Origin of the sequence: Kaistia hirudinis, from assembly GCF_014196455.1 — a bacterium.
Taxonomy (GTDB): domain Bacteria; phylum Pseudomonadota; class Alphaproteobacteria; order Rhizobiales; family Kaistiaceae; genus Kaistia; species Kaistia hirudinis.
Genome location: NZ_JACIDS010000003.1, coordinates 246,586 through 265,135 on the forward strand (window position 1 = coordinate 246,586; position 18,550 = coordinate 265,135).

Genomic DNA, 18,550 nt, shown 5'->3' on the forward strand with positions numbered 1-18,550 from the left:
TGGCAAAGGAGATGGCAGTGACCGAGCAGGATCAGGATCTGACCGATCAGGAAAGGGCGCTGATGGCACGGATCGATCAACTGATCGTGGTCCACGGCGGCGACCTGCGCGGGGTGATCGAGACGCTCTTGCTCGCTTACGACGATCGCCGCGAGCAGATCTCCACCGGCTATGTCCGTCGGCGAGCGCGATGACGAGTGATGGGCCTAACCCCGTCCCGCCCGAGATGACGCCCTGGCGCTTGAAGGACCTGATCGAGCGCCGCGTCACCGCCGGGAAAGGCGTCCGCCTGACACTGGACACCACAGTAATCGTGCTGCGCGCGCTCCGCGCCTATATCGCCGTCCCGAAACAGCGTCGTATCGCCGCCATCGTGTGTTGCCGGGCGCATGTCCACAAAGTGCCGTGCAGGCCGCTCTGCCGCCGGTGTCTCGAAACCGCTTACGAGATCAAGCTGGAGCTGCTCGCCGAACCGGACTGGTTTGGGGATCGTGGGAGATATGACGGCGGTGGGCGATGAACGCGAACCGTCACCTTCCTCACCTGTGCGAAAGTTTGACCCTTCCTCGAAAAATTGCGGGAAAGGGTGCTCGATGGCCGGCTAAGAGGCCTGGTGCAAACGGTCGGCCAAAATCTCAACATGGACGAGTGAGCAGACGGCTTCGCAAGATCAAATTACAAAACTTCGCAATGTTCTGTTCAAATCGGTGAAGCGGCAAGGCTTCGCGAAAAATACAGCCTTCTCCGGCAAGTCACTTGCCTGCGGTGCACGTCGGCCGGAGATAACTACGATATGCACTGGCGGCCAGCGATGTCGGACGGTGTGGGCCAGTCTCACGCCGTCCATGTCTCCAGGCATGTCGATGTCTGTGACGATGACCCTTATGGACGGCTCCCGATCAAGCATGGCGATTGCTTCAGCCGCATCGGACGCCTGCAGCACCTGAAAGCCAGCGCCCTCCAGCTCCACAGCTGTGGCCATTCGGATTAGCGGCTCGTCCTCCACAAGGAGGATCGTAGCGAAAGGCTCGGGCAACATGAGAATGAATCCTAAGGCCAGGCCGAACAGGCCGGCTATTGAATGACGACGTCATGACTTGGTTCCAGCGAGAATCGGCAGTCTCAACGGATTGCGCTCGGATCTACGACGCGTTCGGCGGACTCGTCATCCGATCGCATCGCGGCTTCTGGCTCGGTTAGGCCGAGACAGCTTTCCCACTTTGAATTGCCGACATATCGCCAGGTCATACGGCCGGTGTCGCTGAGGCCGAAGAGGTGCAGCCAGCGATTGTCGAAAAGCGCGCGGATCTGAGGGTGGCGCGCCAGAACAGAGAGGATCGCCTCGCGGGGCGCTTCAACCAGCACGGAAAGTCGGAGTGGGTCATGGATCAGCCGCTCACCGTTATGGACGGACTGCCAAGGCAGTCCGGCCCGCATTAAGCCGCCATTGCCTTCGATGACACCGAGACCGCCGGTGACGTTGTGGAGCAGCTTGTTGCCGGCCCCGAAGACTCCCGAAGCAACGACCGAACCGTAATATTGCAGGCTGATCCAGCTCGCGACGACGACCGGCGCGGTCAGGATCAGTTCGAGCACGGCGAAACCTTCATCGCGCCGCCAGTCATAGTCATGCAGAAAGGCCCGGCCGGCCAGATCCCGACCGGCGGTGCGCGAGCGGGGCGCGGCGATGAAGGCCTGGCAGCCGGCGAGCCCCCATTCGGGACGCAGCTCCGCCCAGTCGCGGGCACGACGCGGGATGCCCCGGCCATGTCCGGCCCGCGGCAGGCGCTGCGCCCGCTCTGTCCGTGCCAGAGCACCAGCCGAAGTGAGCCAGACCCTCGCCTGCGCGAGATCCCCGGCATGAGCCGCAGAGGGATGGTCGTTCGAATAGATGACTACATCATCCGTGGTCGTGTCGTGCAAAGCGGCCAGAAAGAGCGTGTCCTGCGGAATGGAAATCCCGCGTGCGACCAGACCATCGCGCACCGGGCGATCGTTGAGCAGCGAAGCCAGCAGCCGCGCGTTAACGTCACCCGAATACCCGCCGCAAGCGCCGCAGTTCAGCGCGCTCGCATGGGGATTGTTGACCACGCTGGCGCCATGCCCGGCTAGCAGGACCAGCCTTGCGAATCCGTCGGTGAGCGACATCGCCCTGAGCACCTTCTCCGCCATTGTCAGCCGCGTCGCGAGGTCGAGCTGATCGGTCACGCGCGGGGCGGGATCGTTGGCCGCAGCGGCATGGGGGAGGCCCAGTCCGTCACGCAAAAGCTTGGCGGCATAGACCGGGCCCGTCGCCTCGACGAAGGCGAACGAGGAAATGGCCGCCAGCTTGAAGCGGCCCCAGGCCCGCTTCGCGCGCGCCGCAATGCGCGTGGCCCGTTCCGCTCTCGCCGATTGCGGTGTCGCCTCTCCCGAGCAAGTGAAGACGCTAGGCGTCAACAGTACGGGCAGGCGCGCCTCAACGACATCCGATGCGAAGCGGCGATGGCCAATGCCCAGTCCGAAGAAGCCGGCGAAGCCGAGCGTCCGGATCCCTGGATCGAGGCTCTCCAGCGCCCGGCGACACACCTCCGAGCGTACATCGATGCAGAAGGCCATCTGCAAGGAAGGGCGAGCCGACGCCACTGGCGTTGATGGCGATTCCGACAGGAGAATTTGGAGCCGCCGTTGTGCGGCGCGTTCCGCCGACTCCTGGAGGATCGAATCGATCCCATCATCCGGGGTGGGCGAGACGGGCTCGGCATAGGCCGCGACGACTGGCCGCCAAAGCGGTTCAACAGAGGATTCGTCGTGGCGCAGCAATGCAGCTTCCCAGAGGAGGCGGATCGCCAGCATCTCGGTTAAGCACGCATCCGTCGCCCCCCGCAAATCAGCCTGCCAGAGTCGATAGCGGGCGAACTGGCTCCAGCCGCCAAGCGTCATCAACAGCCGGTGGAAATAGCTCTCCAGCGCCGGCTCCGGGAGCCCGAGTTGCGCAACGCATTCGGCAATGGCACCTTCAGCCGTGGCCGGAGCATCTGCCACGAAGCGCGCGAATCCGCTGAGGCCAGCGATCTCCGGCGTGAGGTCGTGAACCGCATGATTCCGCCACGAAGCGTAGGCGCCGTGCGCGTCTCCGGCGGCCCAGAGCGCTTGCCCCTGATCGAAAAAGCCGGCTGCCCAATGGCTGATCCGCTCCTGGACGACGCCAGGCCAGTCCACGAACGCGACATCGCGGGCGAGCTCGGCGACGGTCGGAAGCGGCAAAGGCGCCGCCCGCTCCACGTGTGCGGCTGCCTTGAATGCGGCGAATGTCCCTAGCCGGAACGCCGGCGGCGCCGCCTCGAAAGCGTCCAACATATCCTCTTCCAGGATTTCTCTGGTTTGCCGCTTCTCGGCATACCAGGCGCGGGGCATCGTTATCGCGATCCCCGCCGCCCGACGAAGGCGGGCCGCCGCCAGCGGGAGCGGTTCGCCCGTCTGCCCGAGGAAGGGATTGACAGCGACGCTGGATGCGAGCGGCCAGAGCGGCGGAATGGCGCGTGCCGCACGGTTTGCCGCCTCTGTGATGGCTTCTGAAGGCAGGAGCGGCGCCTTGGCCACGGTCATGAGCATGGGGTCTGTCCTCGGCTTTTCAGCTTCACGATGCCTTGCGCACGTCCCAACCGCCGAGCAGCCGGTCGATCAGGGCGTTGATGTAGAGCCCATTGGAAAGGTGGATGCGCGCACCGACGGCGGCGGGATGCATGGTCCAGAGCGGAAACAGCGCCTGCGCTACCGCCACCAAGCCGAAGCTCAGTACCGCAAGCACCATGAGCGTCCACTCGAGGCGGCCTGGCGCCGGCGGGGACGGCAGTACGCCAGCCGTCAGCCATTCCGCCGCAGTCTGCAATGCGAAGTAGCCGACGGCCGCCGCACCGGCATAGGCCGCGGTCCTGCGGGTCAATGCGCGTGGCGCGGCGTCGGCAAGGCCTTGCGCCAGTAGATAGGCGACGCCGAAGATCAGGATGGCTCCGAGCACCAATGCCTGCGGAGACTTATGGTCGAACCCGAAGGCGACGCCGAAGGAAGCGCCGCTCCCGGCGTAAATCGCGATGGCGATGAGGAATGCTCGGCCTACGGCTAAGCCGTCGGGAACGGCGACCGGTCCGGGACGACGCATGGCAGCCACCCGCTCAACGGTTCCGCCGGACGCCAGGAACGCATGCGCCTTATAGAGCGAGTGGGCGACGATATGGAGCAGCGCCAGCGGGAACAGCGCAAGGCCGCACTGCAGCATCATGAAGCCCATCTGCGCGACCGTCGACCAGGCAAGTGAGGTCTTGACCGCTGGCTGCGTCAGCATGACGAGCGCGCCGAAGAGAGCCGAGAAACCGCCGACTATAGCCAGCACGGCGAGCACACCGGGAGCGGCGAGCATCACATCGGCGAAACGGATCAGCAGGAAGCCACCGGCATTAATCACGCCGGCATGAAGCAGTGCCGAGACCGGGGTTGGCGCTTCCATGACTTCGGTGAGCCAGCCATGGGTCGGGAATTGCGCGGACTTCAGGAGAGCGGCAAGCGCCAGCATTGCGGCGGCCATGATGACGGGCCCGTTTCCGCCGCTCGTCCGGGCCAGCGTGTTGATCGTGGCAATATCGGTAGTGCCGAAGCTCGTTCCGATTAGAGCGGCCGCCAGGATCAGAGCGGTGGCCCCAATCGTCGAGAACAGCTTCTTCTTCCGCGCGGCGCGCTGCGCCCCGGGACGTTCGGGATAGAACAGGAGCAGGCGATGCAACGCGAGGCTGGTCGCGATCCAAGCTGCGACCAGTTGGACGAGATTGCCAGCCTGGACCAGGAGCAGGACGGCGGCGAGTGCGGCGCAGAGCCAGCCGACAAAATAGCCCTGCCGTGCCTCGCCATCGAGATAGGTGCGGGTGTAGCGCACGACGATCCAGCCGACGAAGCTGACGAGAAGCAGCATCGCGGCGCTGACCACGTCGAGCCGAGTCGACAGGCCGATGCCTGACCAAACCCACAAACCGCTGCCGCCGGGACCGTGAAGGACGAGAAATCCGAGCGAGGCGATGGCGACGAGTAGCGCGCAGAATGCAGCGCATTCCCCAAGGATCGAGACCAGAGTCGAACGGCGCTCCTTGTGAGCGAACCCAAAGATGGAGGCGCCGAACAGCAGCAGCGGCGCGGAAAGGGGTAGCAGATAGGCTGACACGGCAAATCCCTCGGAGAGCGGTGGGACAGCCTCGTAGCAAGGGCGGAAATCAGAGAAAAATGCATTGTTGGCGCCAGATCGTTCGTTATTATCGAACGTCATGTCATCGCTGAACTACAATCACCTGCGCTACTTCTGGGCGGTCGCGCATGACGGCAACCTCACCCGCACCGCCGAGCGGCTCAACCTCACGCAATCGGCACTCTCCGTGCAGATTCGAAAGCTGGAGCAGCGTCTCGGACATCCCCTGTTTGAGCGGCGAGGGCGGCAGCTCCATTTGACCGAAGCGGGCCAGATCGTCCTCGACCATGCGGATGCGATCTTCGCGACTGGCGAGGAAATGCTGGGCACGCTCCGCCAGACCGGCGATACCCGTCAGGCCCTGCGCGTCGGTTCCCTCGCCACGCTCTCGCGAAATTTCCAGATGGAGTTTTTGCGTCCCGTTCTCGGCCGCACCGACATAGACCTCATTCTGCGCTCCGGCAGCGCAGGCGAGCTGTTGCGCGCGCTCGAGGCGCTCAATCTCGACGTCGTCCTGCTCAACCAAGCGCCGACGGCCGATGCGCTCAGGCCTCTGGTCACGCATCGCCTTGCCGAGCGATCGGTCAGCCTGGTGGGCACACCCGACCGTCTGGCAGGCGGCACTACCCTGGCTGAGCGGCTTCGGCGGCATCCGATGATCCTACCGACCGTCGATAGCAGCATCCGCATCGGTTTCGATGCGCTGGCCGACCAGCTCGGCGTGAGGCCCCAGATCATTGCTGAGGTCGAGGACATGGCTATGATGCGGCTTCTCGCCCGCGAGGACATAGGCCTGGCCGTCCTGCCGCCGATCGTCGTCAAGGACGAGATCGCCACAGGCGCGCTAGTGGAGGGCGAGAAATTGCCGAGTATCGCGGAGGCGTTCCACGCCGTCACGATGGCGCGACGATTCCCGAATCCCCTGGTCCGCCTGTTAATCCAGCCGTCAGCCTTGGACGGTCCGGAACCTATTCCGCTCTAGTAGCAACCTCGCCGGGCAGCATTCGCTGACGCCGATTTGCTGGTGCGCCATGGCGAGCAGCACTTGGAACGCCTAAGACTACCGCCCCTGGCCGCGCGTTGCGCCCGCGCGGCGCGTCCCACGGCAGCGCCACCGTGTCGCCGACGATTATCAAGATCCGGTCGGGCAGTCGGCTTTGCGGCTTCGTGAGACGAATGGCGGCCGTCTCGCCAACTGGAGATAGACCGGGCTCCACGGTTTCGATCTGTATGGGCCCGAAGTGCCGAGGCCCATCCCCCGTAGCAAGAGAGGGATCTTCGGCGCCTAAGCTCGATATCTGCCTGTCGCAACCATCATCGACCTCGCTATTGCCCGTCGGTCGATCCAATCGCGTCGATGCTCCGTATACCCTGCAGTTACCGCGCGGCAACGGAGCGATGCAATGTACCGGAGCAAGTTGATCTTTCTGGGTTTCGCGATTCTGGCGCTATCGTGCGTCCCCGCATCCGCCGGCGACTTTTCCTTGGAAGGCTATTTCACTGGCAAGACCTCGGCGGTGGGCAGTTTCCGCGCAATCAACGGTGTGAAGCGCGACTTCACCGTCGATCTTCGCGGACGGTGGAACGGCCGGACGCTGACGCTGGTCGAGGACTTCGTCTATTCCGATGGCGAGCGCGACCGCAAGACCTGGCGCTTCCGCAAGATTGCGCCGAACCAGTATCGCGGCACGCGCGAGGACGTCGTCGGCGACACGCTGGTAACCGTGACGGGCAATACGGCGCGCTTCACCTATCTGGTCGATCTCGACGCGGCGCGAAAGCGCAATCGCGTCCGGTTCTACGACACCATGGTGCTGCAGGAGGATGGCCGGCTCATCAACAACGCCACGATCACCAAGTTCGGCCTGCCCGTCGCCAAAACCCACGTCGAATTCCGCCGCTGACTCGGACGCGCGTGTCATCGCAAACGGACACGGGAGACAATCTTATCATGCCGAATCCTTCCAGCCGAAGGCTCTCACTTGCCGTAACTCTTGCCGGATGCGTGGCGGCCACGCCGGCCGCTTCGGCCGAGCTTAGCGGTCCGGAAATCCGGCAGATGATCGGGGGCAAGAATGTTCGCCTCAACACGCCTTTCGGCATCGCCCTGCCGCTTCACTATCGCGACAATGGCGTCGTGGTCGGCGACGTCTCAGGGATTTCGGCTGCGCGAATGCTAGTGCCTCGCGAGGAAGGGCGCTGGTGGATCTCCGACGATTCGCTCTGCCAAAAATGGCCGAGCTGGTACGATGGTCGACAGTTCTGCTTCAGGATCACGTCGCTCGGCGGCGGCAAGATCGCCTGGCTGCGCGACGACGGCGCCTCAGGAACCGCGCGGATCGGTCCATAGTGGCGCAAGCTCCGGAAGTGCAGGCAGGAATGCCCGGACGCACGGCGATTCTCGCCTATGCCTTGCCGGCTGTGCCGCTCGCGGCGGTCGCGCTGCCACTGTATGTCATCGTGCCGACTTTCTACGCCGACCATCTCGGCCTGTCGCTCGCGGCGATCGGTACGGTGCTGCTCCTGATCCGCCTGTTCGACGCTGCGAGCGATCCGGTGATCGGCTGGCTGTCTGACAGGGTGTCGCCGACATTCGGGCGGCGACGCGCGATCTTCGTCCTTTCGCTGCCCATGACTGCGCTGTCGGCCTTCATGGTGTTCTGGCCGCCGAGCACCGCCGGGACCGGCTACCTCGCGTTTTGGGGCATCCTGCTTTCGATTGGCTATACCGCGACGCTCTTGCCATACACCGCCTGGGGCGCCGAGCTTTCGACCGACTATCGCGGCCGTTCCGTCGTCTCGGCGTTTCGCGAAGGCGCGACGCTCCTTGGCACGTTGGTCTCCATCGCGTTGCCCTTTGCCGTCGGCATGAAGGCCTCCGACGGGTTCCACGGCATGGCCGCCGTCGCGGTGCTGATCCTTATCGCGCTCCCCGCCTTCGGGCTCATCGCGGTAGGTGCTGTGCCCGAGCCGGCCAACCGATCGCGGTCGCGGCTCTCGCTCCCCGACAGCCTGCGCTATCTCGGCCACAACCGTCCCTTCATCAGGCTTGTGGTCGCCTTCCTGCTCAACGGATTCGCCAATGCGATCCCAGCGTCGCTGTTCCTCTATTTTGTGTCCGAACGTCTCGGCGCCGAGTCGATGCGCGGCCCGTTGCTGTTCGGCTATTTTCTTTGCGGCATTCTCGGTGTGCCGATCGCCGTCTGGGTGGCGGCTCGGGTCGGCAAGCATCGGAGCTGGTGCGGCGCCATGGTGCTTGCCTGCGTCGTGTTCTTCTTTTCTGGCTTCCTCGGGACAGGCGACACCGCCGCCTTCGCACTGATCTGTGCGCTGACCGGCGTGTTGCTCGGCTTCGATCTCGCCCTTCCGCCGGCGATTCAGGCCGATGTGGTCGATTGCGACACGGCCGTGTCGGGAGAGCAGCGCACCGGCGTGTATTTCGCCGCTTGGGGGCTGGCGACCAAGCTGTCGCTTGCTCTTGGCGTCGGCCTGGTCTTTCCAATTCTGGCCTGGTCGGGCTTCGCAACGGGAAGTGACGCCGAAATTCCACCCTTCGCGCTCGATATGTTGACGATCCTTTATGCGTGGCTGCCGATCCTGCCGAAGCTGGCGGCAGTCGCCATCATGTGGAACTTTCCGCTCGGCGAGGCGGCGCAAAAAGAGCTGCGGGCCCGCATCGAGGTCAGCATGCCGGTTGGGCCGCCCTCCAAGTAACGGTCAGATAGCCGCAGTGGGCGGCTACCGCGCATCGCCTAAGGCTGGCGCCCCTGGCCGTGCGTTGCGCCCGCGCGGCGCGTGCTTCCCTGTCGCGGTCCGGGTTACTCTCAGTCTTCATTGCAGAAAGCCGATTCCCCTATCGAGGACAAGCCTGGCCAGTACCGCAGAGAGATGACGCGCGGCCGTGGCGGTCGAGTGCCCGTCTATCAGCTAGCCAACGTTTCGTCCAAAATAGAACACCGCCAAAAAAAACATGATGAGGATCACGACGGCTATGACGGAGGCCCTACGGTCGATCCCTGCGTCTTCCGCAGCCTTTTTCGTCAAGGTCTCAAGATATTCCGCCGAAGATCGATTCGGGCCTGAATCGGGCGATTGAGGCGGATCCTCGCTTGGCGAGTGGTTTCGAATGTCTAACAAAGATGCCATAGAGCAGGCTTCTCCCCGTTGTCGGGGAAGATTGCTCCGAGATCACGAGTGGAGCAAGGGCGGCTTTCCAAAAGCTATGACGGCCAGCGCCGTCGATAGGTTCTTCGCTGCGCTAGCGACAAGGTCACGGTCAAAATGGCCATCCGCTATTAACCGCTCATGCACGAATTCTGCCATGAGGCCGCACCCCTGCAATGTGGTCGGCTGGGTACGGGCGACGACTCGCGCGGCTGCAATCCACTCGGCCATGCGCGCCTCGTATCGTTCGAGATACTCGGGAAGCCCAGCCCGGTTGCGTCCCTCTGTGATTGCCGCAGCGTCTGCCATGAGGGCTCGATGCTTCTCCGCTCGGCGGCTTTCCAAGACCGCACGCTCGGCAGCGCCGTTCGGCGGGTGCCTGTTCGCGAAATCATCAACAAACTCGTCAAGCTCTTCGTGGGTCGCCGCGAAGACGGACAAGGCGTTGGCGCCCGATGTTGCAAACTCTGAAACGTCAACACGGGCCGCGCGGTAATGATCCGGGTGCACTGTTGCTATTACGGCGTCAAGGGTCTGCCCGGCATGGATGACTTCCGACGCACGATCCCGGCATGTGCGCAAAAGGGCGACTATCGGGTCTTGACGGTCGAGCTGTTCGCAATTGTCCACGTCCTCCGCTTGGCTCGAAGCGTCAGAATAGCCGGTGCGGTCATCCCGCCTTCGTGCGGTCAAGTCGGCGCCCTCACTTCATGTTTGGGATATATCGTCCCGTACGCACATCAACGAAGCCCGGCGCTTTGGTCGATTCGCCAAACACGTCGATCTGCAACGGCAGACGCGGTGCCCCTTGGACAGCACTTCCAACGGCGGGGGCTGTTAGGGCGCCAATGTCACCTCCGCGTTTCAAAAGCTCTTGGAATACCTCGGGAAGATCCGTTGCGGTCTTTCGCTCCATTAGAGCGCGGGTCACAGGGTTGTTGATGGCAGTCCGTACAGCGCGAGCCGCCAGCGGCACGCCGACAATACCGCCAGCCGTCGCGATGGGGCCGAGAGCGCCGGTAGCGCCAGCAGCAGCGACACCGCCCATGCCACCCACGCCGAGTGCCGGCCCGACATACTGGCCGAGCGCACCTAATACCCTCTGGCCTGCCAGCCGCTCGGCCGTGCCGGATTCAGGAAGCGGGCGCATGAACCTAGTCCCAATCAACGCTAGATCGGACAGGTCTCCGGCCTTCCCAAGCTCGCCCTTGCTCTTGAGATTGTTGGCAAGCTTCGCGACCGAGACGTTTCCGTTTGCATCCGCCGCCTGATCGACGCGGAGCATGTTGCGCCACTGGCCGCGGGTGGCCTGAAGGGCCTTGACGGCATCAGGATCCGTCGCAGTGCGCTCCGCGGCGCCCATGAGAACGTCACGAATCTCGCCCGCATAATAGCGCACGCTGCTATCATTGCTGCGCATCGCACGGCCGAGCGGGGAATTGTAATCCGTCAGCGCTTTGTAAGCGTCGGCCGTGAGTTTCGGCTGGAGCGACTTCGGATCGCTCGTCGTAAATTTGCCGATAATGTTGGCCACCTGCTTGCGGATCGGCGTCACCTGATCGGGCGTCAATTCCATGCCGGCTTCGTCAATGAGATTGTCGAACTCGTCGATCATCTGCTGATCGCCGCCGATGCCGCCCATCTGCCGAATGTTCTGGTCGAACTGATTGCCCAGGCGCGTGCGTGCATTGTTGATGGTCTCGACCGTCAGCTTGTCCGTGTTTTCCCCAAACGTGTTGGCGAGGGCGCGATTGAACGCGGAGCGCTGCTCAGCCATGGCGCCGGAACCGCCGGAAAACGGCATCTTGTTCGCCACATCGTTCATGTAGCGGACCATGGGATTTTGCGCGTACTGGCCCGGCTCAATATCGATGCCGAAGCGCTCGCGGGCCAGCCGCGCCAGACGGGCCGACTCTTGATCGGCGATGCCGCCGAGCGTGGCCTTTAGTCCGGACCCCGCGGCCTTAGCGATGACCGAGCCTACCGGAGAGCCGACCGCGCCGAGACCCGCCCCCATGGCGACCTGTTCGCCAAAGCCCGGCTCGATCGGTGCGTCCAGCATTTCCGAGCGCGACATGGGATCGACGGCCGTGGCGTCTGGACGGGGCGCACCCGAAACCAACGTGCCGAACAGCGCGCCCTCACCTGCGCCCCGTGAGGCAAGCGAGAGCAGCCGCGCGATGGCATTGCCGCCCTGCTGCGCCAGCGCACCCGTAGGAAGCTGCGTGACGCGCGGCATTCCGCCGGCGCCGGCAAGGAACTGCGCTGCCCGCCCGCCTGCGACGGCGCGCACGCCCATGCCTGCAACGGGACCAAGCGCCATGGCAGCCGGCGCCGTCGCGATCATCTGGCCACCGACGCGCCCGGCCTGTCCCCAGCCGGAGCCGTGCTCGCGCTCGAACTGGTTGTTAAGGAGCCCCGAAATCAGTTCGTCGCGCGCCGCGGCCCGGTTGAACTTGTCCGGACTATTGCCCAGCAGCTCGGCACCCCTGCCGACGCCACGAATGCCACCGCGATAGATCGTGCCAAGCACGTCATCGATGCCCATCATGGCGCCTTCGCCGATGTCACCGGCAACCTGGCCCCACGTGCGCGGCGGCGCACTTTCGCGTGCAGGCGCCGGCTCGATGTCACCGCTGGTCAGCCCCCATTGGGAAAACTCACCGGCATCATTCGACGCGCCCGCGGCACTCGGCTCGTCGCCGAGGCCCCAAAGCTCGAATTCGTTGCGAGAAGGCGCGGTGCCTGGACTGGTGCGCTTTTCGGCCATTGGTTATGCGCTCTAATAGAGGCCGCCGGTTTGCATGGCCTGCGGCGGCTGCAAATAGGTCTTCATCAGCTCGTACTGTGCGATGTTATTTGCCGCGTTGGTTATGCCCTGTGCGGTATTGAGCGCGGCGCCAGCCTGTGCGTTGCCGGCTCCATAGGCCGCTTGCCCTGACGTGTTGCCAGCGCCAATCAGTGCATTGCCCACGCCCTGCGCGGCGTTCATGTAGTTCCCCGAAATTCCCGCGCCGAGGGCAGTCAGCATGTTCGCGACATTGGCTGCCGTTTGGCCTTGTACTCCAGCGGCCCCAGATGCCGTCTGCAATCCAAGATTGGACAGCAAGCCTGCCGCATTCTGCCCTGTCCCGAGCAGGGAAGTCAGATTGCCGAATTGGTTCTGATAGGTGTTGTCTGCGAGGCCTGTGGCGTAGTTCGCCGCGCCCTTGAGTGCAGCGCCGGAAGATCCAAGCCCGCGGGCCGCCGCCGAGTTCTGGACGGCTTTCAGCCCCTGATTGAGCGTGAACTGGTAGCCAGGCGTCGCGGCAAGCCATGCCTGTGCATTCTGGGGGTTGGCATACAGGTCGTTAATCGCGCCGGCTGCACTCTGTCCGAGGCCGATATAGGGGGCCATCTGGCTTTGCCCGTTGCCGTAGGCGCCGGCATAATAGCCGAGCAACTGCGGCAGCGCAGCGTTCTGCGTGTCGATCGCCTGCCCGGTGAAGTCCTGAAGCGCTTGATTACCGACATCGCGCGCGTTCGTGTACCACTGGCTCGCTTGCCCGGCCGCCTGTTGCGCATACTGCGTCGCTTTATCAGCGGCTTGCGTCTGTGCCTTCGCCGCCTTGCTGCTCGCAAGAGCGCTAGCGCCCGCGCCGATGACGGCGGAACCGATCGTTGCGACCGCTACCATCGCCTAGCCCCTCGCCTCTAGTACACGAGCCTGCGTCGGGCTGCTGCCTTGGCGGCACGTCGCGATGCCCCTTTCCTTTTCCATGTAGTCGGCGACGCCAAGGCGCCCCGCGACCGACTCTCTCACGAGCCTAGAAATGGAAATTCCGGCTTCCGATGCGGCCGATCGGAGTATCAGAGAAAACTCTGGCGGAACACGAAGGCATATGATCTTGGACATGGTCGAATGTTCGCCGTTGACTAGCGAACATTATCCGATTTTTGACTGTATTACAATGTCGGTCGACCGTATGTATATGATAAATCTGAGACATTATATTGAGTAATGATGCGGTATATTCAGTATCATTTAGGAGTACTGACATTTATTGACATGCTGCCGCGAGACCCTCCTGCTCGTCGCCGGGCTTCGAAAGCGCAGCCGCGAGCGCTGGCGAAAGAGTAGGGGGAGAGGCGTATCCGAGGCGGTCCAGCGCCCAAATCGCGGCTGGTGGTCACCATGTGGTCACCAAAACGAAAAGCGGTCCCGAATGGGACCGCTTGTCATGTCAGATTGCCGTTACTTTTCAACCTGTTGGACTGGTGGAGCCAATCGGAATCGAACCGACGACCTCTTGAATGCCATTCAAGCGCTCTCCCAACTGAGCTATGGCCCCTTCCGTCCAGTGCCGGCAGGTTTGGGTTCCCGCCGGCGGCGCGATCAATAGGCCGCGCCTTTCAGCAAATCAAGTGGCAATCGTGCGCCGGTCCACAGGCTGTGGAAGCCTACGGCTCCTCGTCGTCGACACCGCCGATAATGTCGGTGACGTCGTCGCCTTCTTCTTCCTCTTCCTCGATGAAGACGTCGCCATCGTCCTCGCCGATCACGACATCCTCGTCGTCGACATCGGCGTCGGCCGTGTCGGCGGTGCCGGTGGCTTCGGTGTCGGCTTCCTCGAGGCTGATGAACTCGGCCGCATCGGCGACGTCGTCCTCGACCTCCTCTTCCTCGACTTCCTTGGCGACCGGGCGGGCGCGCACGGGCCCGCTCTCGAAGAAGGATCGCGGATACGAATTGCCCGTATAGGGCGAGACGATCGGATCCTTGTTCAGGTCATAAAACTTCTTGCCCGTCTCCGGGTCGATCCGTTTCGTGCCGAGATCGGGTTTCGCCACGTCGTGCCTCGTCGTTGGGAAAAGCCGCGCTCCCATAAAGACTATAGGGCACACTGTCAAAACTATTCGTCGGCGTCGAGGCCTCGAAGGGCGATGACGGAGGCCGCTTCGGCGTTGGCGAGCGTGCGCGGCCCATGCTATCCGACGAGCGGATGCCCTGCGTGCCGTGGCGATTCCATGCCGCCGCCGACCGATGAGGAGCCCGCCATGTCCCCGAGCGCCGGCAGCGTCAGGCCGCTCGCCGCCCTTGCCTCGGGGCCGCTGCGCGGCCGTATCCGCATCCCCGGCGACAAGTCGATTTCGCACCGTGCGCTGATGCTGGGCGCGCTCGCGATCGGCGAGACGGTGATCGAGGGCTTGCTCGAAGGCGGCGACGTGCTGGCCACCGCCGAAGCGATGCGGGCCTTCGGCGCCACCGTGACGCGGCAGGCTCCGGGACGCTGGACGGTCAACGGCCTCGGTGTCGGCGGATTGCTGGAGCCGGAGGACGTCGTCGATTTCGGCAATGCGGGCACCGGCGTCCGCCTCGCCATGGGTCTTGCGAGCAACCAGGCCACGACCGTCACCTTCACGGGTGACGCTTCGCTGCGCCGGCGCCCCATGGGCCGCATCCTCGATCCGCTGCGGCGGATGGGCGTCCAGGTGCTCGCGCGCTCCAAGGACCGCCTGCCGTTGACCTTGAAAGGCCCCGACGTCGCCTTGCCGATCGACTATCGCGTCCCGGTCGCCTCGGCGCAGGTCAAGTCGGCCGTGCTGCTGGCCGGCCTCAATGCGCCGGGCGTCACCCGCCTCGTCGAGCCGGTCGCCACGCGCGACCATACAGAGCGGATGCTGGCGGCCTTCGGCGCGGCGATCGAGATCGAGACCAATGCGGATGGCGAGCGGGTGATCAGCCTCGAGGGCCAGCGCGATCTGAGGCCGCAATCGGTCGAGGTGCCCGGCGATCCGAGCGCGGCGGCCTTCCCGATCGTCGCGGCGCTGATCGTCGAGGGCTCCGACATAACCGTCGAATCGGTTCTGCTCAATCCGCTGCGCAGCGGGTTGCTCGAGACGCTGATCGAGATGGGCGGCGACATCACCATCGAAAAGCGCCGCACCGTCGGCGGTGAGAGCGTCGGCGACATCCGCGTCCGCGCCAGCCGCCTCCGGGCGGTGAACGTCCCGGCCGGGCGGGCGCCGTCGATGATCGACGAATATCCGATCCTCGCCGTCGCCGGGTCCTTCGCCGAGGGGCGGACGGTGATGGAGGGCCTCGGCGAGCTGCGGGTCAAGGAATCCGATCGCATCGCTGCCGTGGCGGCCGGGCTGGCGGCGAATGGCATCGCCTGCGAGGAGGGGCCGGAATCCCTCGTCGTGACGGGCGGAAGCGGCGTCGGCGGCGGCCGCGTGACGACCCATCTCGACCATCGCATCGCCATGAGCTTTCTCGTGCTCGGCCTTGCCACGGCCGATCGGGTCGCCATTGACGATGCCGCGCCGATCGCAACAAGCTTCCCCGAATTTCGCGACCTGATGACGGGCCTCGGCGCCCGTTTCGAAGAACTGGAGCCGCCGGCCTCATGATCATCGCCATCGACGGCCCTGCCGCTGCCGGCAAGGGTACGCTCGCCCTGCGCCTTGCCGCCCATTACGGCCTCAACCATCTTGATACGGGCCTGCTCTACCGGGCGATCGGCCGCAAGATGGCCGATGCCGGGCTCGATCTCGACGATCCGGAGGCGGCGGGCCGCGTGGCGCGGGAGCTCGATCCGGCCGATCTCGGCCATGGCGATCTGCGCGGTCGGGAGGCGGGCGAGCTCGCCTCGCGCGTCGCGGTTCATCCGCCCGTGCGCTCGGCGCTGGTCGATTTCCAGAGGTCCTTCGCGGCCCGGGCGCCCGGTGCGGTCCTCGATGGCCGCGATATCGGCACGGCGATCTGTCCCGATGCGGATGTGAAGATCTTCGTCACCGCCTCGGCCGAGGTGCGCGCCCGCCGCCGCACGGACGAGCTGGCCGCCAAGGGCCGTTCGGTGAGCTATGAGCGCATCCTCGCCGAGATCCGGGAGCGCGACGAACGGGATTCGGTGCGTGCCAGTGCGCCGCTGCGCAAGGCCGATGACGCCGCGCTGCTCGACACCAGCGATCTCGGCATCGACGAGGCCTTTGCGGCCGCCGTGGCGATCGTGGACGCAAAACGGGGCTGAATCGACGCGATCGGCCCCTGAATCGGCACCTTTGCGCCATTTCCGCCTTGCTGGCGTGAATTCGAGACTATATAGAGCCCAAGTCTCGACGGACCCGGGTCCGGCGCCCCTTCATGGCGCCAGTCTCGGCAGCCTCGGGATGAAACATCGGGCCCCGATCCGGAAGCGTCGGTCCGCCTTATTCGGCAGCCGCGATCCTATCCCCCAGAGGGATGATCGCCGGGCAGGACCGGGTCCCGATATCGCAACACGAACCGCCGACGCATGCCAGCAATGGCACCAGGAGATTTCATGGCTCTATCCAATCCGTCCCGCGAAGATTTTGCCGCACTGCTCGAGGAGTCCTTCCAGAAGGAGGATGTCTACGAGGGTAGCGTCGTCAAGGGTACCGTCGTCGCCATCGAGAAGGATCTCGCCGTCATCGACGTCGGCCTGAAGACCGAAGGTCGCGTGGCGCTCAAGGAATTCGCGGGTCCCGGCCGCGATCAGCCGATCAAGGTCGGCGACGTCGTCGAGGTCTATCTGGAGCGCGTCGAGAACGCGCTCGGCGAAGCCGTTCTCTCGCGCGACAAGGCGCGCCGCGAGGAGAGCTGGATCCGCCTCGAGGAGCAGTTCAACAAGAAGGAGAAGGTCACCGGCGTGATCTTCAACCAGGTCAAGGGCGGCTTCACGGTCGACCTCGACGGCGCTGTGGCGTTCCTGCCGCGCTCCCAGGTGGACATCCGCCCGGTGCGCGACGTCGGCCCGCTCATGCACACGCCGCAGCCCTTCGAAATCCTCAAGATGGACAAGCGCCGCGGCAATATCGTCGTCTCGCGCCGTACCGTGCTTGAAGAGACCCGCGCCGAGCAGCGTTCCGAGCTGGTCCAGAGCCTCGAAGAGGGTCAGATCATCGAGGGCGTGGTCAAGAACATCACCGATTACGGTGCGTTCGTCGACCTCGGCGGCATCGACGGCCTGCTGCACGTCACGGATATCGCGTGGCGCCGCATCAACCACCCGACCGAGGTTCTCTCGATCGGCCAGACCGTCCGCGTGCAGATCATCCGCGTCAATCACGAGACGCACCGCATCTCGCTCGGCATGAAGCAGCTCGAGGCCGATCCGTGGTCGGGCATCGAGGCGAAGTATCCGGTCAATGCCAAGTTCACGGGCCGCGTCACGAACATCACCGACTACGGTGCGTTCGTCGAGCTCGAGCCGGGCATCGAAGGCCTGATCCACGTCTCCGAGATGAGCTGGACCAAGAAGAACGTCCATCCCGGCAAGATCGTCTCGACCTCGCAGGAAGTCGAAGTGGTCATCCTCGAGGTGGATCCGGTCAAGCGCCGCATCTCGCTCGGCCTCAAGCAGACGCTGCAGAATCCGTGGGAAGCCTTCGCCGAGAAGTATCCCATCGGTTCGGTGGTCGAGGGCGAGGTCAAGAACAAGACCGAGTTCGGCCTGTTCATCGGTCTCGACGGCGACGTCGACGGCATGGTGCACCTGTCGGACCTCGACTGGAACCGTCCCGGCGAGCAGGTCATCGACGAGTACAACCGCGGCGACATGGTCCGTGCGCAGGTGCTCGACGTCGACATCGAGAAGGAGCGTATCTCGCTCGGCATCAAGCAGGTGGGCGGTGATCCGTTCGTCGAGGCCGGCGATATCCGCAAGGGCGCTGTCGTGACCTGCGAGATCCTGCAGGTGACCGATGGTGGTCTCGAGGTTCGCATCGCCGACACCGACCTGACCGCCTTCATCCGCCGCGCCGACCTGTCGCGCGACCGGTCGGAGCAGCGTCCGGAGCGTTTCGCTGCCGGCGAGAAGGTCGACGCCCGCGTCACCAACTTCGACAAGAAGGCCCGCAAGGTTGCCGTCTCCATCAAGGCGCTCGAAATCGCCGAGGAGAAGGAAGCCGTGGCCCAGTTCGGTTCGTCCGACTCGGGCGCCTCGCTCGGCGACATTCTGGGCGCGGCCCTGAAGGCCCGCCAGAACGAGGAATAATCCTCCTCGCCGCGGCGCGAGCCGCGGCCCAGACACGATCGAACGCCCCGCCTCGTGCGGGGCGTTTTCGTTTGCGGACGCCATTTCCGAAGTCCTGACAAGCGTTTGCCCGGCCGCCCCGCGCCGTCCGGGTTTGATTTCACCGCCGGGAAGGGCTAACTGCTCTGGCGAATTG

16 protein-coding genes and 1 tRNA gene are annotated in these 18,550 nt (G+C 64.5%); 9 read left to right on the forward strand and 8 right to left on the reverse strand.

Annotated elements, in window-relative coordinates; translation table 11 throughout:
• Positions 1-17 precede the first annotated feature (17 nt).
• Positions 18-194, forward strand: coding sequence for a hypothetical protein (locus GGR25_RS11220; RefSeq protein WP_183398881.1), 177 nt, complete (start codon positions 18-20; stop codon positions 192-194).
• 47 nt (positions 195-241) lie between these two features.
• A complete protein-coding gene (locus tag GGR25_RS11225) occupies positions 242-520 on the forward strand; it encodes a hypothetical protein (protein WP_183398882.1) in 279 nt (92 codons plus the stop codon).
• A 150-nt stretch (positions 521-670) separates the two neighbouring features.
• On the opposite strand, the gene GGR25_RS11230 is transcribed toward GGR25_RS11225, so the two are convergent.
• The 3 genes from GGR25_RS11230 to GGR25_RS11240 all read right to left on the reverse strand — a co-directional run bounded on the left by GGR25_RS11230 (position 671) and on the right by GGR25_RS11240 (position 5,293).
• Complete coding sequence (locus GGR25_RS11230) at positions 671-1,039, reverse strand: response regulator (protein ID WP_183398883.1); 369 nt, start codon at positions 1,037-1,039, stop codon at positions 671-673.
• 83 nt (positions 1,040-1,122) lie between these two features.
• On the reverse strand, positions 1,123-3,594 hold the full coding sequence (locus GGR25_RS11235; RefSeq protein WP_183398884.1) for a YbcC family protein: 2,472 nt from the start codon (positions 3,592-3,594) through the stop codon (positions 1,123-1,125).
• Between the two features lie 25 nt (positions 3,595-3,619).
• Complete coding sequence (locus GGR25_RS11240; RefSeq protein ID WP_210299912.1) at positions 3,620-5,293, reverse strand: proton-conducting transporter transmembrane domain-containing protein; 1,674 nt, start codon at positions 5,291-5,293, stop codon at positions 3,620-3,622.
• Here GGR25_RS11240 and GGR25_RS11245 point away from each other — a divergent pair.
• The 4 genes from GGR25_RS11245 to GGR25_RS11260 all read left to right on the forward strand — a co-directional run bounded on the left by GGR25_RS11245 (position 5,292) and on the right by GGR25_RS11260 (position 8,926).
• Positions 5,292-6,194: a LysR family transcriptional regulator gene (locus GGR25_RS11245; protein WP_183398885.1), complete on the forward strand. Its 903-nt coding sequence runs from the start codon at positions 5,292-5,294 to the stop codon at positions 6,192-6,194. The genes GGR25_RS11240 and GGR25_RS11245 overlap by 2 nt on opposite strands.
• A 421-nt stretch (positions 6,195-6,615) precedes the next feature.
• Positions 6,616-7,116 (forward strand): DUF3833 family protein, encoded by a 501-nt coding sequence (locus GGR25_RS11250; protein WP_183398886.1) that lies wholly within the window; start codon positions 6,616-6,618, stop codon positions 7,114-7,116.
• A gap of 11 nt (positions 7,117-7,127) precedes the next feature.
• Positions 7,128-7,562 carry a hypothetical protein gene (locus tag GGR25_RS11255; RefSeq protein WP_343068030.1) on the forward strand — a complete coding sequence of 145 codons (435 nt, stop codon included), beginning with the start codon at positions 7,128-7,130 and terminating at the stop codon, positions 7,560-7,562.
• A 29-nt stretch (positions 7,563-7,591) separates the two neighbouring features.
• Positions 7,592-8,926 carry an MFS transporter gene (locus GGR25_RS11260; protein WP_183398888.1) on the forward strand — a complete coding sequence of 445 codons (1,335 nt, stop codon included), beginning with the start codon at positions 7,592-7,594 and terminating at the stop codon, positions 8,924-8,926.
• 474 nt (positions 8,927-9,400) lie between these two features.
• Here the strand turns inward: GGR25_RS11260 and GGR25_RS11265 are convergent, their stop codons facing one another.
• The 5 genes from GGR25_RS11265 to GGR25_RS11285 all read right to left on the reverse strand — a co-directional run bounded on the left by GGR25_RS11265 (position 9,401) and on the right by GGR25_RS11285 (position 14,206).
• Positions 9,401-10,069, reverse strand: coding sequence for a hypothetical protein (locus GGR25_RS11265; protein ID WP_183398889.1), 669 nt, complete (start codon positions 10,067-10,069; stop codon positions 9,401-9,403).
• 10 nt (positions 10,070-10,079) lie between these two features.
• Positions 10,080-12,146 (reverse strand): hypothetical protein, encoded by a 2,067-nt coding sequence (locus GGR25_RS11270; protein ID WP_183398890.1) that lies wholly within the window; start codon positions 12,144-12,146, stop codon positions 10,080-10,082.
• 12 nt (positions 12,147-12,158) lie between these two features.
• Positions 12,159-13,052, reverse strand: coding sequence for a hypothetical protein (locus tag GGR25_RS11275; protein WP_183398891.1), 894 nt, complete (start codon positions 13,050-13,052; stop codon positions 12,159-12,161).
• Between the two features lie 579 nt (positions 13,053-13,631).
• A tRNA-Ala gene (locus GGR25_RS11280) sits at positions 13,632-13,707 on the reverse strand.
• Between the two features lie 109 nt (positions 13,708-13,816).
• A complete protein-coding gene (locus GGR25_RS11285) occupies positions 13,817-14,206 on the reverse strand; it encodes a TIGR02300 family protein (protein WP_183398892.1) in 390 nt (129 codons plus the stop codon).
• Between the two features lie 207 nt (positions 14,207-14,413).
• On the opposite strand from GGR25_RS11285, the gene aroA reads away from it, so the two are divergent.
• The 3 genes from aroA to rpsA all read left to right on the forward strand — a co-directional run bounded on the left by aroA (position 14,414) and on the right by rpsA (position 18,375).
• On the forward strand, positions 14,414-15,769 hold the full coding sequence (aroA, locus tag GGR25_RS11290) for a 3-phosphoshikimate 1-carboxyvinyltransferase (RefSeq protein ID WP_183398893.1): 1,356 nt from the start codon (positions 14,414-14,416) through the stop codon (positions 15,767-15,769).
• Entirely contained in the window at positions 15,766-16,389 is a 624-nt protein-coding gene (locus GGR25_RS11295; protein ID WP_183398894.1) for a (d)CMP kinase, read from the forward strand. The genes aroA and GGR25_RS11295 overlap by 4 nt, the downstream gene beginning before the upstream one ends.
• A gap of 291 nt (positions 16,390-16,680) precedes the next feature.
• Entirely contained in the window at positions 16,681-18,375 is a 1,695-nt protein-coding gene (rpsA, locus tag GGR25_RS11300; RefSeq protein WP_183398895.1) for a 30S ribosomal protein S1, read from the forward strand.
• Positions 18,376-18,550: the final 175 nt, after the last annotated feature.